Origin of the sequence: Citricoccus sp. I39-566, assembly GCF_031432995.1 — a bacterium.
Classification (GTDB): Bacteria; Actinomycetota; Actinomycetes; order Actinomycetales; family Micrococcaceae; genus Citricoccus; species Citricoccus nitrophenolicus_A.
The window spans coordinates 2530269-2547011 of the sequence record NZ_CP133842.1 but is presented as its reverse complement, the minus strand read 5'-3'; the positions used below and the strand labels follow the sequence as shown (position 1 = coordinate 2547011).

At 71.8% G+C, this 16743-nt stretch carries 15 protein-coding genes; all 15 read left to right on the top strand.

Features of this window, described 5'->3' with window-relative positions:
* The first annotated feature begins 62 nt into the window (after positions 1-62).
* The 15 genes from efp (at position 63) to RE421_RS11625 (ending at position 16513) form a co-directional block, all read left to right on the top strand.
* Positions 63-626 (top strand): elongation factor P, encoded by a 564-nt coding sequence (efp, locus tag RE421_RS11695; protein ID WP_309809982.1) that lies wholly within the window; start codon positions 63-65, stop codon positions 624-626.
* An 11-nt stretch (positions 627-637) separates the two neighbouring features.
* A complete protein-coding gene (gene nusB, locus RE421_RS11690; protein ID WP_309809980.1) occupies positions 638-1048 on the top strand; it encodes a transcription antitermination factor NusB in 411 nt (136 codons plus the stop codon).
* A gap of 128 nt (positions 1049-1176) precedes the next feature.
* A complete protein-coding gene (gene pyrR / locus RE421_RS11685) occupies positions 1177-1788 on the top strand; it encodes a bifunctional pyr operon transcriptional regulator/uracil phosphoribosyltransferase PyrR (RefSeq protein WP_309809977.1) in 612 nt (203 codons plus the stop codon).
* Positions 1785-2753, top strand: a complete 969-nt coding sequence (locus tag RE421_RS11680; protein WP_309809974.1) for an aspartate carbamoyltransferase catalytic subunit — start codon at positions 1785-1787, stop codon at positions 2751-2753. Before pyrR ends, RE421_RS11680 begins: the two co-directional genes overlap by 4 nt.
* A complete protein-coding gene (locus tag RE421_RS11675; RefSeq protein ID WP_309809971.1) occupies positions 2750-4102 on the top strand; it encodes a dihydroorotase in 1353 nt (450 codons plus the stop codon). Before RE421_RS11680 ends, RE421_RS11675 begins: the two co-directional genes overlap by 4 nt.
* Entirely contained in the window at positions 4099-4665 is a 567-nt protein-coding gene (locus RE421_RS11670) for a hypothetical protein (RefSeq protein ID WP_309809968.1), read from the top strand. The genes RE421_RS11675 and RE421_RS11670 overlap by 4 nt, the downstream gene beginning before the upstream one ends.
* Positions 4662-5834 carry a glutamine-hydrolyzing carbamoyl-phosphate synthase small subunit gene (carA, locus tag RE421_RS11665; protein WP_309809965.1) on the top strand — a complete coding sequence of 391 codons (1173 nt, stop codon included), beginning with the start codon at positions 4662-4664 and terminating at the stop codon, positions 5832-5834. Before RE421_RS11670 ends, carA begins: the two co-directional genes overlap by 4 nt.
* A gap of 6 nt (positions 5835-5840) precedes the next feature.
* The gene (gene carB, locus RE421_RS11660; RefSeq protein ID WP_309809960.1) at positions 5841-9161 is read left to right on the top strand and encodes a carbamoyl-phosphate synthase large subunit; all 3321 of its coding nucleotides are present in this window, start codon (positions 5841-5843) and stop codon (positions 9159-9161) included.
* Positions 9158-10087 (top strand): orotidine-5'-phosphate decarboxylase, encoded by a 930-nt coding sequence (gene pyrF, locus RE421_RS11655; RefSeq protein WP_309809958.1) that lies wholly within the window; start codon positions 9158-9160, stop codon positions 10085-10087. Before carB ends, pyrF begins: the two co-directional genes overlap by 4 nt.
* Positions 10088-10221: 134 nt before the next feature.
* Positions 10222-10536: an integration host factor, actinobacterial type gene (mihF, locus tag RE421_RS11650; protein WP_309809954.1), complete on the top strand. Its 315-nt coding sequence runs from the start codon at positions 10222-10224 to the stop codon at positions 10534-10536.
* A 43-nt stretch (positions 10537-10579) separates the two neighbouring features.
* Positions 10580-11254, top strand: coding sequence for a guanylate kinase (gmk, locus tag RE421_RS11645; RefSeq protein ID WP_396134653.1), 675 nt, complete (start codon positions 10580-10582; stop codon positions 11252-11254).
* Between the two features lie 17 nt (positions 11255-11271).
* Positions 11272-11745, top strand: coding sequence for a DNA-directed RNA polymerase subunit omega (rpoZ, locus tag RE421_RS11640; RefSeq protein ID WP_309809951.1), 474 nt, complete (start codon positions 11272-11274; stop codon positions 11743-11745).
* A 42-nt stretch (positions 11746-11787) separates the two neighbouring features.
* A complete protein-coding gene (gene coaBC / locus RE421_RS11635) occupies positions 11788-13062 on the top strand; it encodes a bifunctional phosphopantothenoylcysteine decarboxylase/phosphopantothenate--cysteine ligase CoaBC (protein WP_309809949.1) in 1275 nt (424 codons plus the stop codon).
* Positions 13063-13139: 77 nt separating this feature from the next.
* Positions 13140-14324: a methionine adenosyltransferase gene (metK, locus tag RE421_RS11630; RefSeq protein ID WP_309817336.1), complete on the top strand. Its 1185-nt coding sequence runs from the start codon at positions 13140-13142 to the stop codon at positions 14322-14324.
* Positions 14318-16513 (top strand): primosomal protein N', encoded by a 2196-nt coding sequence (locus RE421_RS11625; RefSeq protein ID WP_309809946.1) that lies wholly within the window; start codon positions 14318-14320, stop codon positions 16511-16513. Before metK ends, RE421_RS11625 begins: the two co-directional genes overlap by 7 nt.
* Positions 16514-16743 lie beyond the last annotated feature (230 nt).

Below are 16743 nucleotides of genomic sequence, written 5' to 3'. Positions count from 1 at the left end.
CTTCGCCGCGCGCCGCGTCGACGCCATCGACCGGCCGACCCCAGACGTAACGGAGATTGACAGTGGCAACGAGCAATGACATCAAAAACGGCACCGTGCTGAAGATGGACGGCCACCTGTGGAACGTCATCGAGTTCCAGCACGTGAAGCCGGGCAAGGGCGGGGCGTTCGTCCGCACCAAGATGAAGAACATCACCACGGGCAAGCTCGTGGACAAGACCTTCAACGCCGGAGCCAAGATCGAGACCGCCACCGTGGACCGCTCGGACTACGAGTACCTGTACCAGGACGGCGAGGACTTCGTCTTCATGGACCTGGACACCTATGACCAGATCACGGTGCTCCCGGCCGTGGTGGGCGACGCCGCGCACTTCATGCTGGAGAACCAGAAGGTCACCATCGCCATGAACGAGGGCACCCCGCTGTACATGGACATGCCGCCGTCCGTAGTGCTGGAGATCACCTACACCGAGCCGGGACTGCAGGGTGACCGCTCCTCCGCGGGCACCAAGCCGGCCACCGTGGAGACCGGCTACGAGATCCAGGTCCCGCTGTTCGTGGACCAGGGCACCAAGGTCAAGGTGGACACCCGCACGGGTGACTACCTCGGCCGCGTGAACGACTGACGGCCCCTTCGGTGAGTGCACGAGGCAAAGCACGGCGGCGCGCGCTGGACATCCTCTTCGAGGCCGAGCAGCGCGGGACCGCCCCGGAGGCGGGCGTCAGCTCCCGCCGGACGTCCACGGAACAGGTGATCAACCCGTACACCGTGGAGATCATCCAGGGCGTGGTGGCGGAGCAGGAGCGCATCGACGAGATCCTGTCCTCCTACGCGCAGGGTTGGACCCTGGACCGCATGCCCGCGGTGGACCGCGCCATCCTGCGGATCGGCACCTGGGAATTGCTCTTCAACGACGACGTGCCGGACCGCGTGGCCGTGTCCGAGGCGGTCACGATCGCCAAGGAGCTGTCCACGGACGACTCCCCGGACTTCGTCAACGGCCTCCTGGGCCGTCTCCAGCAGCTCAAGCCGACGCTGCTGGACTGACGTCATACCCGGCCCGGCGCGGATCGGCCCGGCACCGCGGTGCTAGGGTGGACGCCGGACCAAGCACACCCCAGCCGGGGTGGCGTTTCCTTTAAGTTCCGTCCTGTGAGGCGGGGAAGGAGGCATGCGTGCAGGCTGAGAGCCGCGCCGTGCGCACCGTCCGTCAGGTCCTGACGGCGGCGGACATCGACCGGGCACTGACCCGGATCGCCCACGAGATCCTCGAGTCGAACAAGGGCCCCGAGTCCCTAGTGGTCCTCGGCATCCCGCGCCGCGGCGTCCCGCTGGCCGAGCGACTCACCGCGAAGCTGGAGCGGATCGAGCCCGGCTTCAGCGCCTCCGCCGCCACCGGCCAACTTGACGTCACGCTCTACCGTGACGACCTGCGCCGCTCCACCACCCGCACCCCCGCCCCCACCCGGTTGCCGGAGTCCGGCATCGACGGGGCCACCGTGGTGCTGGTGGACGACGTGCTCTACTCGGGGCGCACCATCCGTGCCGCCCTGGACGCGCTCAACGATTTCGGGCGCCCGGCCGCCGTGCGCCTGGCCGTGCTGGTGGACCGCGGCCACCGCGAGCTGCCGATCCGAGCCGACTTCGTGGGCAAGAACCTCCCCACCTCCACCGCCGAGCGCGTCCAGGTGCGGCTCCTGGAGATCGACGGCCCCGAGCACCCCGAGGACCTGGTCGCCATCACCGACGCCGCCCCCGCACCCTCCGCGGACGGGGCCGGCGCATGAGGCACCTGCTCTCCACCCAGGACCTCTCGCGCCCGGACGCCCTGCGGATCCTGGACACCACGGAGGAGATGGCCGCCGTCTCCGGCCGCGAGGTCAAGAAGCTGCCCGCCCTGCGCGGCCGCACCGTGGTCAACCTCTTCCTCGAGGACTCCACCCGCACCCGCATCTCCTTCGAGGCGGCGGCCAAGCGGCTCAGCGCGGACGTCATCAACTTCTCCGGCAAGGGCACCTCGGTGTCCAAGGGCGAATCCCTCAAGGACACCGTCCAGACCCTCGAGGCCATCGGCGCCGACGCGATCGTGATGCGGCACTGGGGCTCGGGGGCCGCCGCCCAGCTCGCGGACTCCGGATGGATCCGCTCCGCCGTGGTCAACGCCGGGGACGGCACGCACGAGCATCCCACCCAGGCGTTGCTGGACGCATTCACCCTGCGTCGACACCTGGCCCGGCGGCACGGCACCGCCCCGCACGGCACCGACCTGGCCGGGATGCGGGTCGTCATCGTCGGGGACATCCTGCACTCCCGGGTGGCCCGCTCCAACCTGTGGCTGCTGACCACCCTGGGAGCCGAGGTCACCCTGGCCGCCCCGCCCACCCTCGTGCCGATCGGGGCGGGGGACTGGCCCTGCACCGTGACCTACTCGCTGGATCAGGCCCTGGCCACCGCGCCGGACGCCGTGATGATGCTGCGCGTGCAGTCCGAGCGGATGCATGACGCGTACTTCCCCTCCGCCGCGGAGTACACCCGGTCCTGGGGGCTCACGGACGAACGCCTCGCCCGGCTGGAGTCCGCCGGCGTGGACGACGCCGTCATCATGCACCCCGGGCCCATGAACCGCGGCCTGGAGATCTCCGCCGCCGCGGCGGACTCCGCCCGCAACACCGCCCTGGAACAGGTCGCCCACGGCGTCTCCGTGAGGATGGCCGTGCTGTACCTCTTGCTGAACCAGAAGGAGTCCGCATGACCGCGCAGAACTACCTGATCACCGGCGGCACCCTGCCGGACGGCACCACCGCGGATGTCCTGGTCGAGGACGGCCTGCTGGCCGCCGTCGGGCCGGATCTGGCGACGCCGGCCGGCACCGAGGTGCTCGACGCGGCCGGCCGGGTGGTCCTGCCGGGCCTCGTGGACCTGCACACCCACCTGCGCCAGCCGGGCCGTGAGGACGCGGAGACGATCGAGACGGGCACCCGCGCCGCAGCGCTCGGCGGCTTCACCTCGGTCCACGCCATGGCCAACTCGACGCCGGTCGCGGACTCGGCGGGCGTCGTCGAGCAGGTCTGGCAGCTGGGACGGGAGGCCGGCTGGTGCGACGTCCACCCGGTGGGCGCGGTGACGGTGGGCCTGGGCGGGGAGCGCCTGGCCGAGCTCGGCGCGATGGCCGAGTCCCGGGCCGCGGTCCGCGTGTTCTCCGACGACGGGATGTGCGTGGCCGATCCGGTGATGATGCGCCGCGCGCTGGAGTACGTCAAGGCCTTCGACGGGGTGATCGCCCAGCACGCGCAGGAGCCGGGTCTCACCGACGGGGCCCAGATGAACGAGGGCGCCCTGTCCTCCATGCTCGGCCTGGCCGGCTGGCCCGCCGTGGCTGAGGAGGCGATCATCGCCCGGGACGTGCTGCTCGCCCAGCACGTGGGGTCCCGCCTGCACGTCTGCCACGTCTCCACCGCCGGTTCCGTGGAGCTCATCCGCTGGGCCAAACAGCGGGGGATCGACGTCACCGCGGAGGCCACGCCGCACCACCTGCTGCTGACCGAGGAGCTCGTCCGCACCTACAACCCGGTCTACAAGGTCAATCCGCCGCTGCGCCGCGAGGCGGATGTGATGGCGCTGCGCGAGGGCCTGGCGGACGGGACCATCGACACGATCGGCACCGACCACGCGCCGCACACCGCGGAGACCAAGGAGTGCGAATGGACCGTGGCCGCCATGGGCATGACCGGGCTGGAGACCGCCCTGCCCGTGGCCCAGCTGGCCCTCGTGGACACCGGCCTGATGGACTGGGCGGGCCTCTCCCGGATCCTGAGCTCGACGCCGGCCCGGATCGCGCGCCTGGCCGACCAGGGCCGGATCTCCCCGGACGGCGTCTTCGAGATCGGCGCCCCGGCCAACCTGACCGTCTACGACCCCACGGTCACCCGCACCGTGGATCCGGAGCGCCACGCCACGAAGTCCCGCAACAGCCCCTACCGCGGCATGGAGTTGCCCGGACAGGTCACCGACGTGTTCAACCACGGCCATCCCGTGGTGCGTGACCGTGCCCTGGCCACACCGCGCCAGCAGAACCACCAGACAGGAACCACCCAGCAGTGAACGACGACTTCAGCACCGAATACACCCTCATCGGGGTCCTGACCGTCATCGGACTGGTGGTGATCGTGCTCCTGATGTGGTGGGGCTGGCGTAACCGCAAGCGACGCCAGCAGGACGTGGCCGCCCCGGCGGCCGTGCCGGCGGACGTCCTCGGGGCCGAGCCCCTGGCGGCGGCCGAGGGCATGTACGTCTCCACGGTGCGCGGCCAGGACTACCTGGACCGGATCGCCGTCCACGGTCTGGGCCTGCGCACCAACGCCCGCCTGGAGGTGCACGCCTCCGGCGTCGCCGTGCTCCGCGAGGGCAGCCAGAACTTCTTCATCCCCCGGGGGGACCTCCGCCAGGCAGGACTGGACGCCGGCATGAGCGGCAAGTTCGTGGAGCGCGGCGGACTGCTGGTGCTGACCTGGACGCTGGACGGTCTTCAGGTCACCACCGGCTTCCGCACCCGCGCCGCGCAGGACCGCGATCCCCTGCTGGCCGCACTGAACCACCTCATCGACCCCACCCCAGACCCCGACCCGTCAGACCCGACAGACCCGCAGATGGAGAACAACTCGTGAGCCTACTGAACCGCGCGCCCGCCGTGCTGGTCCTGGCCGACGGCACCGCCCACCACGGCCACGCCTACGGCCAGACCGGCACCACCCTGGGTGAGGCTGTCTTCACCACCGGCATGACCGGCTACCAGGAGACCCTGACGGATCCCTCCTACGCCCGGCAGATCATCGTGCAGACCTTCCCGCACATCGGCAACACCGGGGTCAACGCGGAGGACGCCGAGTCCCGGGCCGTCTTCGCCGCCGGCTATGTGGTCAGGGATGCCGCCCGCCGGGCGTCGAACTGGCGCACCGAGCGCAGCCTGGACGAGGAGCTCCAGGCCCAGGGCGTCGTCGGGATCCAGGGGGTGGACACCCGCGCCATCACCCGGCACCTGCGGTCCGCCGGCTCGATGAAGGCCGGGATCTTCTCCGGGGAGGCGGCCGGACGGCCGCTCGCCGACCTCGTGGCCGAGGTGGCGGCCCAGCCGTCCATGGCCGGGGCCCGGCTGGCCGAGGAGGTGACCACGCAGTCCGCCTACACCGTCGAGCCGTCCGAGCACGGCTGGGAGGGCGAGCCGCTGCACACCGTGGTGGCGCTCGACCTCGGCCTGAAGGCGGCCACGCCGCGGCACCTGGCCGCCCGGGGCATCCGTCTCCACGTGTTGCCCGCGACCGCGACGTTCGAGGACATCACCGCCCTGGACCCGGACGGCGTCTTCCTCTCCAACGGGCCCGGGGACCCGGCCACGGCGGACGACCAGGTGGCCCTGACCCGCCGGGTCCTGGACGCCGGACTGCCGTTCTTCGGCATCTGCTTCGGCAACCAGGTCTTCGGCCGGGCGCTCGGCTTCGGTACCTACAAGCTGCCCTTCGGCCACCGCGGCCCCAACCAGCCCGTGATGGACAAGACCACCGGGCGGGTGGAGATCACCTCGCAGAACCACGGCTTCGCCGTGGACGCGCCGCTGGGTGAGCCGGTCACCGCCCCGGAGTCGCAGTACGGCCGCGTGGAGGTCTCGCACTGGTCCCTCAACGACCAGGTGGTCGAGGGCCTGCGCCTGCTGGACCGCCCCGCCTTCTCCGTCCAGTTCCACCCCGAGTCGGCGGCCGGACCCCACGACTCGGCCCCGCTGTTCGACCGGTTCATCGAGCTGATGTCCACCACCTCCAACCCCGCCGAAGGAGCCTGAGCCCGTATGCCCAAGCGCACCGATCTGCAGTCCGTCCTGGTCATCGGCTCCGGCCCGATCGTCATCGGCCAGGCCGCCGAGTTCGACTACTCCGGCACCCAGGCCATTCGGGTCCTCAAGGAGGAGGGACTGCGCGTGGTGTTGGTCAACTCCAACCCGGCCACCATCATGACCGACCCGGAGCTGGCCGACGCCACCTACGTGGAGCCCATCACCCCCGAGGTGGTCGAGAAGATCATCGCCGCAGAACGTCCGGACGCCGTGCTGCCCACCCTCGGCGGCCAGACGGCCCTGAACACCGCGATCGCCCTGGACAAGAACGGGGTGCTGGAGAAGTACGGCGTCGAGCTGATCGGCGCCAACATCGAGGCCATCGAGCTGGGGGAGAACCGCGAGCTCTTCAAGGGCGTGGTGGAGCGCTGCGGCGCCGAGTCGGCGAAGTCGGTGATCGTCCACAGCATGGACGAGGCCTTCGCCGCGGCCGAGACGCTCGGCTACCCCATGGTGGTCCGCCCCTCCTTCACCATGGGCGGCCTGGGCTCCGGCCTCGCCTACAACGAGGAGGACCTGCGCCGCATCGCCGGCGCCGGCATCCAGTACAGCCCGACCTCCGAGGTCCTGCTCGAGGAGTCCATCCTCGGCTGGAAGGAGTACGAGCTGGAGATGATGCGGGACCGCAACGACAACGTCGTGGTGGTCTGCTCCATCGAGAACTTCGACCCCGTGGGCGTGCACACCGGCGACTCCATCACCGTGGCCCCGGCCATGACGCTGACGGACCGCGAGTACCAGAAGATGCGGGACATCTCGATCGCCGTCATCCGCGAGGTCGGCGTGGACACCGGCGGCTGCAACATCCAGTTCGCCGTGGACCCGGCCACGGGCCGGATCATCGTCATCGAGATGAACCCGCGCGTCTCCCGCTCCTCCGCGCTGGCGTCCAAGGCCACCGGCTTTGCCATCGCCAAGATCGCCACCAAGGTGGCCCTCGGCTACACCCTGGACGAGATCCCCAACGACATCACGCAGAAGACCCCGGCCTCCTTCGAGCCGGTCATCGACTACGTGGTCGTCAAGGTCCCGCGGTTCGCCTTCGAGAAGTTCCCGGCGGCCGACCCCACGCTGACCACCACCATGAAGTCCGTCGGCGAGGCCATGGCGATCGGCCGCAACTTCACCGAGGCGCTGCAGAAGGCCCTGCGCTCCCTGGAGCAGAAGGGCGCCGAACTCTCCTTCGGCATCCCGGGACCGGACGAGGTCGCCGCCCTGGTCGAGCAGTCCAGGATCCCGACGACGGACCGGCTGGCCCAGGTGCAGCAGGCCCTGCTCGGGGGTGCGAGTCTGGAGCAGCTCTTCGAGGCGACGAAGATCGACCCGTGGTTCCTGGACCAGCTGGTGCTCATCAACGAGGTCGCCACGGACGTGGCCGCAGCCCCCGAGCTGGACGCCAGCGTGCTGCGCCACGCCAAGCGGCACGGCTTCTCGGACGCCCAGATCGGGCAGCTGCGGCACATGGAGCCGGCCGTGGTCCGGGGGGTGCGCCACGCGCTGGGCATCCGTCCGGTGTACAAGACCGTGGACACCTGCGCCGCCGAGTTCGAGGCCTACACACCGTACCGGTACTCCAGCTACGACCTCGAGGACGAGGTGACGGACCACGCCAAGCCCTCGGTCATCATCCTCGGCTCCGGCCCGAACCGGATCGGCCAGGGCATCGAGTTCGACTACTCCTGCGTGCACGCCTCCCTGGCGCTGCGGGCGGCCGGCTACGAGACCGTCATGGTCAACTGCAACCCGGAGACCGTCTCCACGGACTACGACATCTCCGACCGCCTGTACTTCGAGCCACTGACCCTCGAGGACGTCCTCGAGGTCATCGCGGCGGAGGAGCGCTCCGGCGGCGTGCTCGGCGTGTTCGTCCAGCTCGGCGGCCAGACCCCGCTCAAGCTGGCCCAGCAGCTCGCCGACGCCGGCGTGCCGATCCTGGGGACCTCGCCGGAGAGCATCGACCTGGCCGAGCACCGCGGCGAGTTCGCCCGCGTCCTGGACGAGGCCGGGCTGGTGTCCCCGAAGAACGGCACCGCCGTCTCCTTCGCGGACGCCAAGCGGGTGGCGGACGAGATCGGCTACCCCGTCCTGGTCCGCCCGTCCTACGTCCTGGGTGGCCGCGGCATGGAGATCGTCTACGACGAGGAGTCCCTGTCCCGGTACATCGAGAACGCCACCGAGATCACGGCCGATCACCCGGTGCTCGTGGACCGCTTCCTGGAGGACGCCACGGAGATCGACGTGGACGCCCTCTTCGACGGCACCGACCTGTACATCGGCGGGATCATGGAGCACATCGAGGAGGCCGGTATCCACTCCGGTGACTCGGCGTGCGCCCTGCCGCCGATCAACCTGGGCCCGGACACCCTGCAGCGGGTCCGCGAGGCCACCCGGGGCATCGCCGCCGGCGTGGGCGTGCGCGGGCTGATCAACATCCAGTTCGCGCTGGCCTCGGACGTTCTCTACGTGATCGAGGCCAACCCGCGTGCCTCGCGCACGGTGCCGTTCGTGTCCAAGGCCACCGGCGTGCAGCTGGCCAAGGCGGCCGCACTCATCGGCACCGGCCAGTCCATCGCCGAGCTGCGGGCCGAGGGCATGCTGCCGTCCGGCCACGACGGCTCGACCCTGCCGCTGGATGCCCCCGTGGCCGTCAAGGAGGCCGTGCTGCCGTTCGCGCGGTTCCGCACCCCTGAGGGCCGCGTGGTGGATTCGCTGCTCGGCCCGGAGATGCGCTCCACGGGCGAGGTGATGGGTATCGACAAGTACTTCGACACCGCCTTCGCCAAGAGCCAGGCCGCCGCGAACAACCCGTTGCCGATGTCCGGGGCCGTCTTCGTCTCCGTGGCGAACCGGGACAAGCGCGGGATCGTGATGCCCGCCAAGCGGCTGATCGACCTGGGCTTCACCATCGTCTCCACCGGGGGCACCGCCGAGGTGCTGCGCCGCAACGGCGTGCAGGCGGACGTGGTGGGGAAGATCGCGGACAGCCCCGGGCGCGGTGCCGGGGAAACGGGCGGGACCATCCTCGAGCGCCTCGAGGCGGGGGAGATCGCGCTCGTGCTGAACACTCCCTCCGGCGGCGACTCCCGCGGGGACGGCTACGAGATCCGGGCCGCCGCCACCTCCATCGGCGTGCCGATGATCACCACGCTCGCCGAGTTCGGCGCCGCGATCCAGGCGATCGAGGCCCAGCGCGAGTACGAGTGGGACGTCACCTCCCTGCAGGAGCACGACGCGCGGCTGGCCGCCGCGATCGAACGGTCCGGTACCGGGGCATGAACCCTCCCGCGGACGGGGCGCCCGACGCCGGCCCGGTCCCCTTCGGCGTCCGGCTCGCGGCCGCGATGGACGCGGCCGGACCGTTGTGCCTGGGGATCGACCCGCACCCGGGACTGCTGGCGGACTGGGACCTCCCGGACACGCCCGTGGGCCTGGAACGGTTCTCGATGACCGCCCTGGAGGCGGCCGCCGAGGGGCCGGGCGGGACTGCCGTGGCCGCCCTCAAGCCGCAGGTCGCCCTGTACGAGCGGCACGGCTCGGCCGGACTGGCCGTGCTGGAGCGGCTGCTGCGCCAGGCCCGCCACGCCGGGGTGCTGACGATCGCCGACGCCAAGCGCGGGGACATCGGCTCGACCATGGCCGGCTATGCCGAGGCGTGGCTGGCCGATGACTCGCCCCTGGCCGCCGACGCCGTGACGCTGAGTCCCTTCCTGGGCTACGGCTCCCTGGCCCCGGCCGTGGACCTGGCGGAGGCCACCGGGCGCGGCGTCTTCATCCTGGCGCTGACGTCCAACCCGGAGGGCGCCTCCGTGCAGCACGCCGTGCCGGACGACGGGGCCGCGGGCGGCTCGGTGGCGCGCGCCGTCACGGAGGCCGCCGCGCGGGACAACGCCCGCGCTCTCGAGGGGCAGGCGGCCGCCGCGGTCGGGTCTCGCCCGGCCTTCGGCCCCGTGGGGCTCGTGGTCGGCGCCACCGTAGCGGGCCAGGCCGCCCGGCTGGGCCTCGACCTGGCCGAGGTGCGGGGCGCCCTGCTGGCCCCCGGCTTCGGCGCCCAGGGGGCCTCCGGGGTGTCCATGCGGGCCGGTTTCGGCGCCTCCTGGCCCGCCGTGCTGGCCACCTCGAGCCGGGCGATCCTGGCCCGGGGGCCGGCGGTGGCAGGCCTGCGTGAGGGCCTCCGGGCCGCGGTCGGGGAGCTGACGGGCTAGACGGTCACCGTTCGGTAAAGTTCCCGGCCCCGGCCGTGGACTGCAGACCGGAGCGGTATCCATCGGGTACTTTACGTCCAAGTCACGGCGACTTCGCCGGGGCTCGCACACCCTAGTCCCCGAGGTGAGACGAAATGGCACTGAAGGAATTGTCGGCCGCTGAGCGGGAGGCGGCGCGGAGCAAGGCATTGCAGGCTCGCACGGCGCGAGCCGATCTCAAGGAGTCGTTCCGCTCCGGGAGGTCCACCCTCGAGCAGGTGTTCACGGCCGCGGACCAGGATGCCGCGATCGGCCGGATGCGCACCGTCGACCTGCTGCAGACCCTGCAGGGGGTGGGGGAGGTGCGGGCGGCCAAGATCATGGAGTCCTGTGGCATATCCCCCAATCGTCGCCTGCGCGGCCTGGGCCGTCGGCAGCGGGAGGCGCTCATCGCTTATATTGGCCGGTAGCCCGCCACCGGGCGGAGAACCCCAGCCAGGAGACCGTGTGACCATTCCCGACGTACCCGCTGTTCCCGCAGCCCGCCCGGTCAGCCTCCGGCCCGAGCACCAGCAGTCCCCGGCCGGGAGCCGGCCGACCATCACCGTGCTCGCGGGACCGACCGCCGTCGGGAAGGGCACCGTCTCCCGGTTCATCCGGGAGCACTACCCCCAGGTCTGGCTCTCCGTCTCCGCGACGACCCGCGAACCGCGGCCCGGCGAGGTGGAGGGGGAACACTACTTCTTCGTGGGACCGGAGCGCTTCGACGAGCTGGTGGCCCGGGACCAGATGCTGGAGTGGGCGGTGGTGCACGGCGTGAACCGCTACGGCACCCGGAGGGACACCGTGCAGCGGGCCCTGGACGAGGGCCAGCACGTGCTGCTGGAGATCGACCTGCAGGGGGCGCGCCAGGTGCGCCGGGCCCTGCCGGAGGCCACCTTCGTCTTCCTGTCCCCGCCCGACTGGGACGAATTGGTGCATCGACTGGTGGGCCGGGGCACGGAATCGGCCGAGGAACAGCGGCGGCGGCTGGAAACGGCTAGACTGGAACTCGCTGCCGAGCCGGAGTTCGACGCCGTGGTGGTCAATGACACCGTGGAACGCGCCGCGCAGGAGCTGGTCCGCATCATGGGACTGGACCCCCACGACTGCCGCGAGGACCCCAGGCAGCCCGCAGACCATCAATGAACAACCGTGGAGATCTTGTGACCGAACAGTACGAAGGCATCGTCAACCCGCCCATCGACACCCTGCTGGAGAAGGTTGACTCCAAGTACGCCCTGGTGCTCTTCGCCGCCAAGCGCGCCCGCCAGATCAACGCCTACTACTCGCAGCTCCACGAGGGCCTGTTCGAGTACGTCGGACCGCTCGTGGACACCAAGCTCAACGAGAAGCCCCTGTCCATCTCCATGCGGGAGATCGAGGAGGACCTCCTGGAGGCCACCCCGATGACCGAGGAGCAGCTCGCCGCCGAGGCCCAGGGTGACTTCGCCCCCTTCGAGCTGGCGGGCTCGGCCGAGACCGACTTCTCCGAGGACGCGTTCTCGGCCGAGGGCGTGGGCCTGGACGCCGTGGCGGAGATCGCGGACACGGAGACCGCGATGTCGACGGACTCCGCCGACCTCGCCGACCTCGCGGACCCCACCGACGGCGAGGCCGCCGAGGACCAGCAGGCCTGATCGGTTTCCGGCTCCGGGGACCGGCCGACTAGGTTGGATCCCATGAGGATCGTTCTCGGAGTCACCGGCGGGATCGCCGCCTACAAGTCCGCCCTGCTGCTGCGCCTGATGACCGAGGCGGGGCACCGGGTGGACGTGGTGCCCACCCCGGCCGCCCTGAACTTCGTGGGCCGGGCCACCTGGGAGGCCCTCTCCGGACGCCCCGTGCGGACGGAGACCTTCGAGGCCGTGGAATCGGTCAACCACGTCCGCCTGGGCCGCGAGGCGGATCTCGTGGTCGTGGCCCCCGCCACCGCCGACTCGCTGGCCCGCGCCGCCGCCGGGCTGGCCCCGGACCTGCTGGGCAACGTGCTGCTGACAGCCACCTGCCCCGTGCTCATGGTCCCGGCCATGCACACCGAGATGTGGTTGCACCCGGCCACCGTCGCCAACGTGGCCACCCTGCGCTCCCGCGGCGTCACCGTCCTCGACCCGGACTCCGGTCGGCTCACCGGGGCGGACACCGGGCCCGGGCGGTTCCCCGAGCCGGAGCGCATCTGGGCGCAGGCCCAGCAGTTGGTTGCGGCGAGCGGCAGCCGGGCCTCCCGGCCCCGTGCGCAGAGCGAGGCCGCGCCGCTGACCGGACGCACCGTCGTCGTGACCGCCGGGGGCACCCGGGAGGCCCTGGATCCCGTCCGCTACCTGGGCAACCGCTCCTCCGGCAAGCAGGGGGTGGCCGTGGCGGAGGCAGCGCTGGCCGCCGGCGCCACCGTGACGTTCATCGGCGGGGCCATGTCCGTCGAGCCCCCCGCCGGCGCGGACGTGGTCCGGGTCGAGTCCACCCAGGAGCTGCACGAGGCGGTCCTGCGCCACGCGCCCGGCGCCGACGCGCTGGTGATGGCGGCCGCCGTCGCCGACTTCCGCCCCGCCGAGTACGCCGAGGCCAAGATCAAGAAGGCGCAGGACGGGACCAACCCGGTGATCCGGCTGGAACGCACGCCGGACATCCTCGCGGACACCGTGGCCGCCCGGGCCGCCGGGGAGCCCATGCCGGGCGTGATCGTGGGCTTCGGCGCCGAGACCGGGGACGCGACCACCTCCGTGCTGAAGTTCGGCGCCGCCAAGCTCGCCCGCAAGGGCTGCGAGATGCTCGTGGTCAACCAGGTCGGCCGGGACAAGGTCTTCGGCCAGGACACCACCGAGGTCACCATGCTGTTCGCGGACGGCCGCGAGCCGGTGACGGCGGCGGGGGACAAGACGGACGTGGGGGTGGCGATCGTGACGGAACTGGCGGGACTGCTGGATCGGCCCGCGCGTCTGGATAGGATGGATCGGTGACTGACGCACAGAATGCCGCCCAGCCCGGAACCGCCGACTACGAGTCCTACCGAGGGGTCGGCAGCGGGAGCCTCCGTCTGTTCACCTCCGAGTCCGTGACCAGCGGCCACCCGGACAAGATCTGCGACCAGATCTCCGATGCCATCCTGGACGCGATCCTGGCGCAGGATCCCACGGCCAAGGTCGCCGTGGAGACCCTGACCACCACCGGGCTCGTGCAGGTGGCCGGCGAGGTCAACACCTCCGCCTACGTGGAGATCCCGCGCATCGTCCGGGACACCATCCTGCAGATCGGCTACAACTCCTCGGCCAACGGCTTCGACGGCGCCAACTGTGGGGTCAACATCTCGATCGGCCAGCAGTCCTCGGACATCCACGCCGGGGTCGAGACCTCCCTGGAGTCCCGGGACGGCTCCGTGGACGACGTGGACCGCCAGGGCGCGGGCGACCAGGGCATCATGTTCGGCTACGCCTCGAACGAGACGCCGGCGTACATGCCCGCCCCCATCTTCCTGGCCCACCGCCTCTCCGAGCGGCTGACCTCCGTCCGGAACCAGGAGGACAGCCCCATGCCGTACCTCCTGCCGGACGGCAAGACGCAGGTCACAGTCGGCTACGGCGAGGACGGGCAGCCGCAGACCGTGGAGACCGTGGTGGTCTCCACCCAGCACCTGGACGTCCTCACCCTGGAGCAGCTGCGCGAGGACGTCATCCAGCACGTCATCCGACCCGTCCTGGCGCATTCCGGCCTGGACGCCGGCGGCGCCACCTTCATCATCAACCCCGGCGGCAAGTTCGTGATCGGCGGGCCCGTGGGTGACGCCGGCCTCACCGGCCGCAAGATCATCGTGGACACCTACGGGGGCATGGCCCGACACGGCGGCGGGGCCTTCTCCGGCAAGGACCCCTCCAAGGTGGACCGCTCCGCGGCGTACGCCATGCGCTGGGTGGCCAAGAACGTGGTGGCGGCCGGCCTGGCCGACCGCGCCGAGTTCCAGGTCGCCTACGCGATCGGCAAGGCCCGTCCCGTGGGGCTCTACGTGGACACCTTCGGCACCGAGAAGGTGGACCAGGGCGCCATCATCGAGGCCGTCAACCGGGTCTTCGACCTGCGCCCGCTGGCCATCATCCGGGACCTGAACCTGCTGCGGCCGATCTACCGCAAGACCGCCGCGCACGGGCACTTCGGCCGGGAGGACCCCGATTTCACGTGGGAACGCCTGGACCGCGTGGACGCCCTGCGCGCCGCCGTCGGTTGGTAGACGAGCCCCTCTTCGACCTCCCCGTCCCGCCACCGGTCACGGGACTGCCGGAGGTGGCCGGCGGCTGGCCGGATGAGCCGGTGGCCCGGGTCCTGCTGGACTCGGGCGTCCCGCACCTGGACCGGGAGTTCGACTACCTCGTCCCGCGGGCCCTCGACGACGGCGCCCGCCCGGGCGTGCGCGTCAAGGTGCGTTTCGGCCACCAGGACGTGCTGGGGTGGCTCATGTCCCGCGGCTCGGAGCCCTCCACCGGGGCCAAGCTGCTGCCCCTGCGATCGGTGGTCTCACCGGAGCCGGTCCTGACGCCCGAGGTCCGGGACCTGGCGCGCGCCGTGGCGTCCCGGTACGCCGGGACCGTGGCCGATGTGCTGCGGGTGGCCGTGCCGCCGCGCGTGGCCAAGGTGGAGAAGGCCCTCAACGCCGAGGCCGAGTCGCCGGAGGCCACGGGCGCCGGGTCCGATGGCGCTGCCGCTACCGCCACCGCTGCCGCCGCTGCCACCGCTGCCCCCGCTGCCCCCGCTGCTGGCGCGCGGCCGGACCCGCAGGGTCGCTTCGACTGGTCACGGCTGCACGGCGCCGAGGCCTTCTTCGGGCAGGTGGCCGCTGGGGAGGGGCCCCGCGCCGCGCTGACCGTGCCCAGCGCCCACGGCGAGTGGGATGCGGCGGACCTGCTCGCCGACGCCGCCGCGCGGACCGCGGAGGCCGGCCGAGCCGCCGTCGTGGTGGTGCCGGACCAGCGGGACCTGGACCGGCTGTGCCGGGCCCTGGACTACCGCGTGGGCACCGCGGGCTATGCCCGCCTGACCGCCGACGACGGCCCCACCCCCCGGTACCGCGCGTTCCTGCAGCTGCGCCGCGGCCTGCGCAGGATCGCGGTGGGCACCCGGTCCGCGATCTGGGCCCCCGTGGAGCATCCCGGCCTGGTGGCGGTCTGGAACGATGACGACGCCCTGCATGCCGAGCAGCGGTCTCCCTACCAGCACGTGCGGGAGGTGGCCCTGCTGCGCTCGGAGCTGGCCGGAGCCGGGCTGCTGCTGGTCTCGACGACGCGCACCCCCGAGGTGCAGCGGATGGTCGAATCCGGCTGGCTGGGCGAGTTCGGCGTGGACCGGGCCATGATCCACGCGGCCACGCCGCGTGTGGTCTCCACCGCCGACTCCTGGGAGACCGAGCGGGATCCCCTGCTGGCCCGCGCCCGGCTGCCCCAGGCGGCCTGGAAGGCGGCCCGTGAGGGGCTGGAGGGGAAGCAGGGGGAACCCGGCCCGGTGTTGGTCCAGGTGGGTCGCAGCGGCTTCATCCCCGCGCTGATCTGCCGCGACTGCGGGACACCCGCGCGCTGCCGGCACTGCACCGGTCCGCTCGGCTTCCCGGACCGCACCGCCTCGGCCCGGCATGAGACCGCCTGCCGGTGGTGCGGCCGGCGCGAGCGCGAGTACTCGTGCCCGGACTGCGGCTCGCCGCGGCTGCGGGCCGGTTCCCGGGGGGTGGACCGGACGGCCGAGGAGCTGGGCCGGGCGTTCCCGAACACCCCGGTGCTGTCCTCCTCCGGGGACCACATCCTGTCCACCGTGGACGGCACGCCGGCTCTGGTGGTGGCGACCACGGGGGCCGAGCCCGTGGCCGCGGGGGGCTACGCGGCGGCCCTACTGCTGGACGGCGACTCGCAGTTGCAGCGTGAGGGGCTGAGGACGCCGGGGCAGGTGCTCTCGCGGTGGTTCGCCGCCGCTGCCCTGGTGCGGCCCCGCGATCACGGGGGAGTGGTGGTGGTGACCGCCTCCCAGGAGGACGTGGTGGGCGCGCTGGTGCGGATGGATCCTCCCGGGTACGCCTCCCGGCAGCTGGCCGAGCGGCGCGAGCTGCACCTGCCGCCCGCCGCCCGGATGGCCGAGGTGTCCGGGCCTCTTGATGCGGTGCTCTCCTTCATCGAGCTGGTGGAGTTGCCGGCTGGTGCCCAGGAGCTACCGTGGATCGGCCCGGTGCCCATGGAGGAGATTGCGAGGGCTGGTGCCGGTGCTGCCGGCTCACTCGCCGCTGCCGGGGAGCCGCCACGGCACCGGGCGCTGCTGTTCTTTCCCTATGGTGCAGCCCGAGCCGTGGTCGAGTCCCTGCGGGCGGCCCGATCCGCGGCCAGCGCGCGGCGGCTGACGGACCCGGTGCGCGTCCGGATCGACCCGGTCGACCTGCCGTAGTCGTAGCGGCCACGCCCTCTTCGTCGAGGATCCACAGGCCGAGGGTGAGGCCTTTACGGCGTCCGGCCCGCCCCGTAACGTAGTACACATGTTCGAAGAAGTGGTGCGGGATGCAGTCGGGGACGGAGACGGTGCAGATCCGCCCGCCTTGGTCCCTGCCTCCGCCACCTCGAGGTCCGGCCCTGTCCCCGCACCTCCCACCGCTACCGTCTCCACGGGCACGGCCTCTA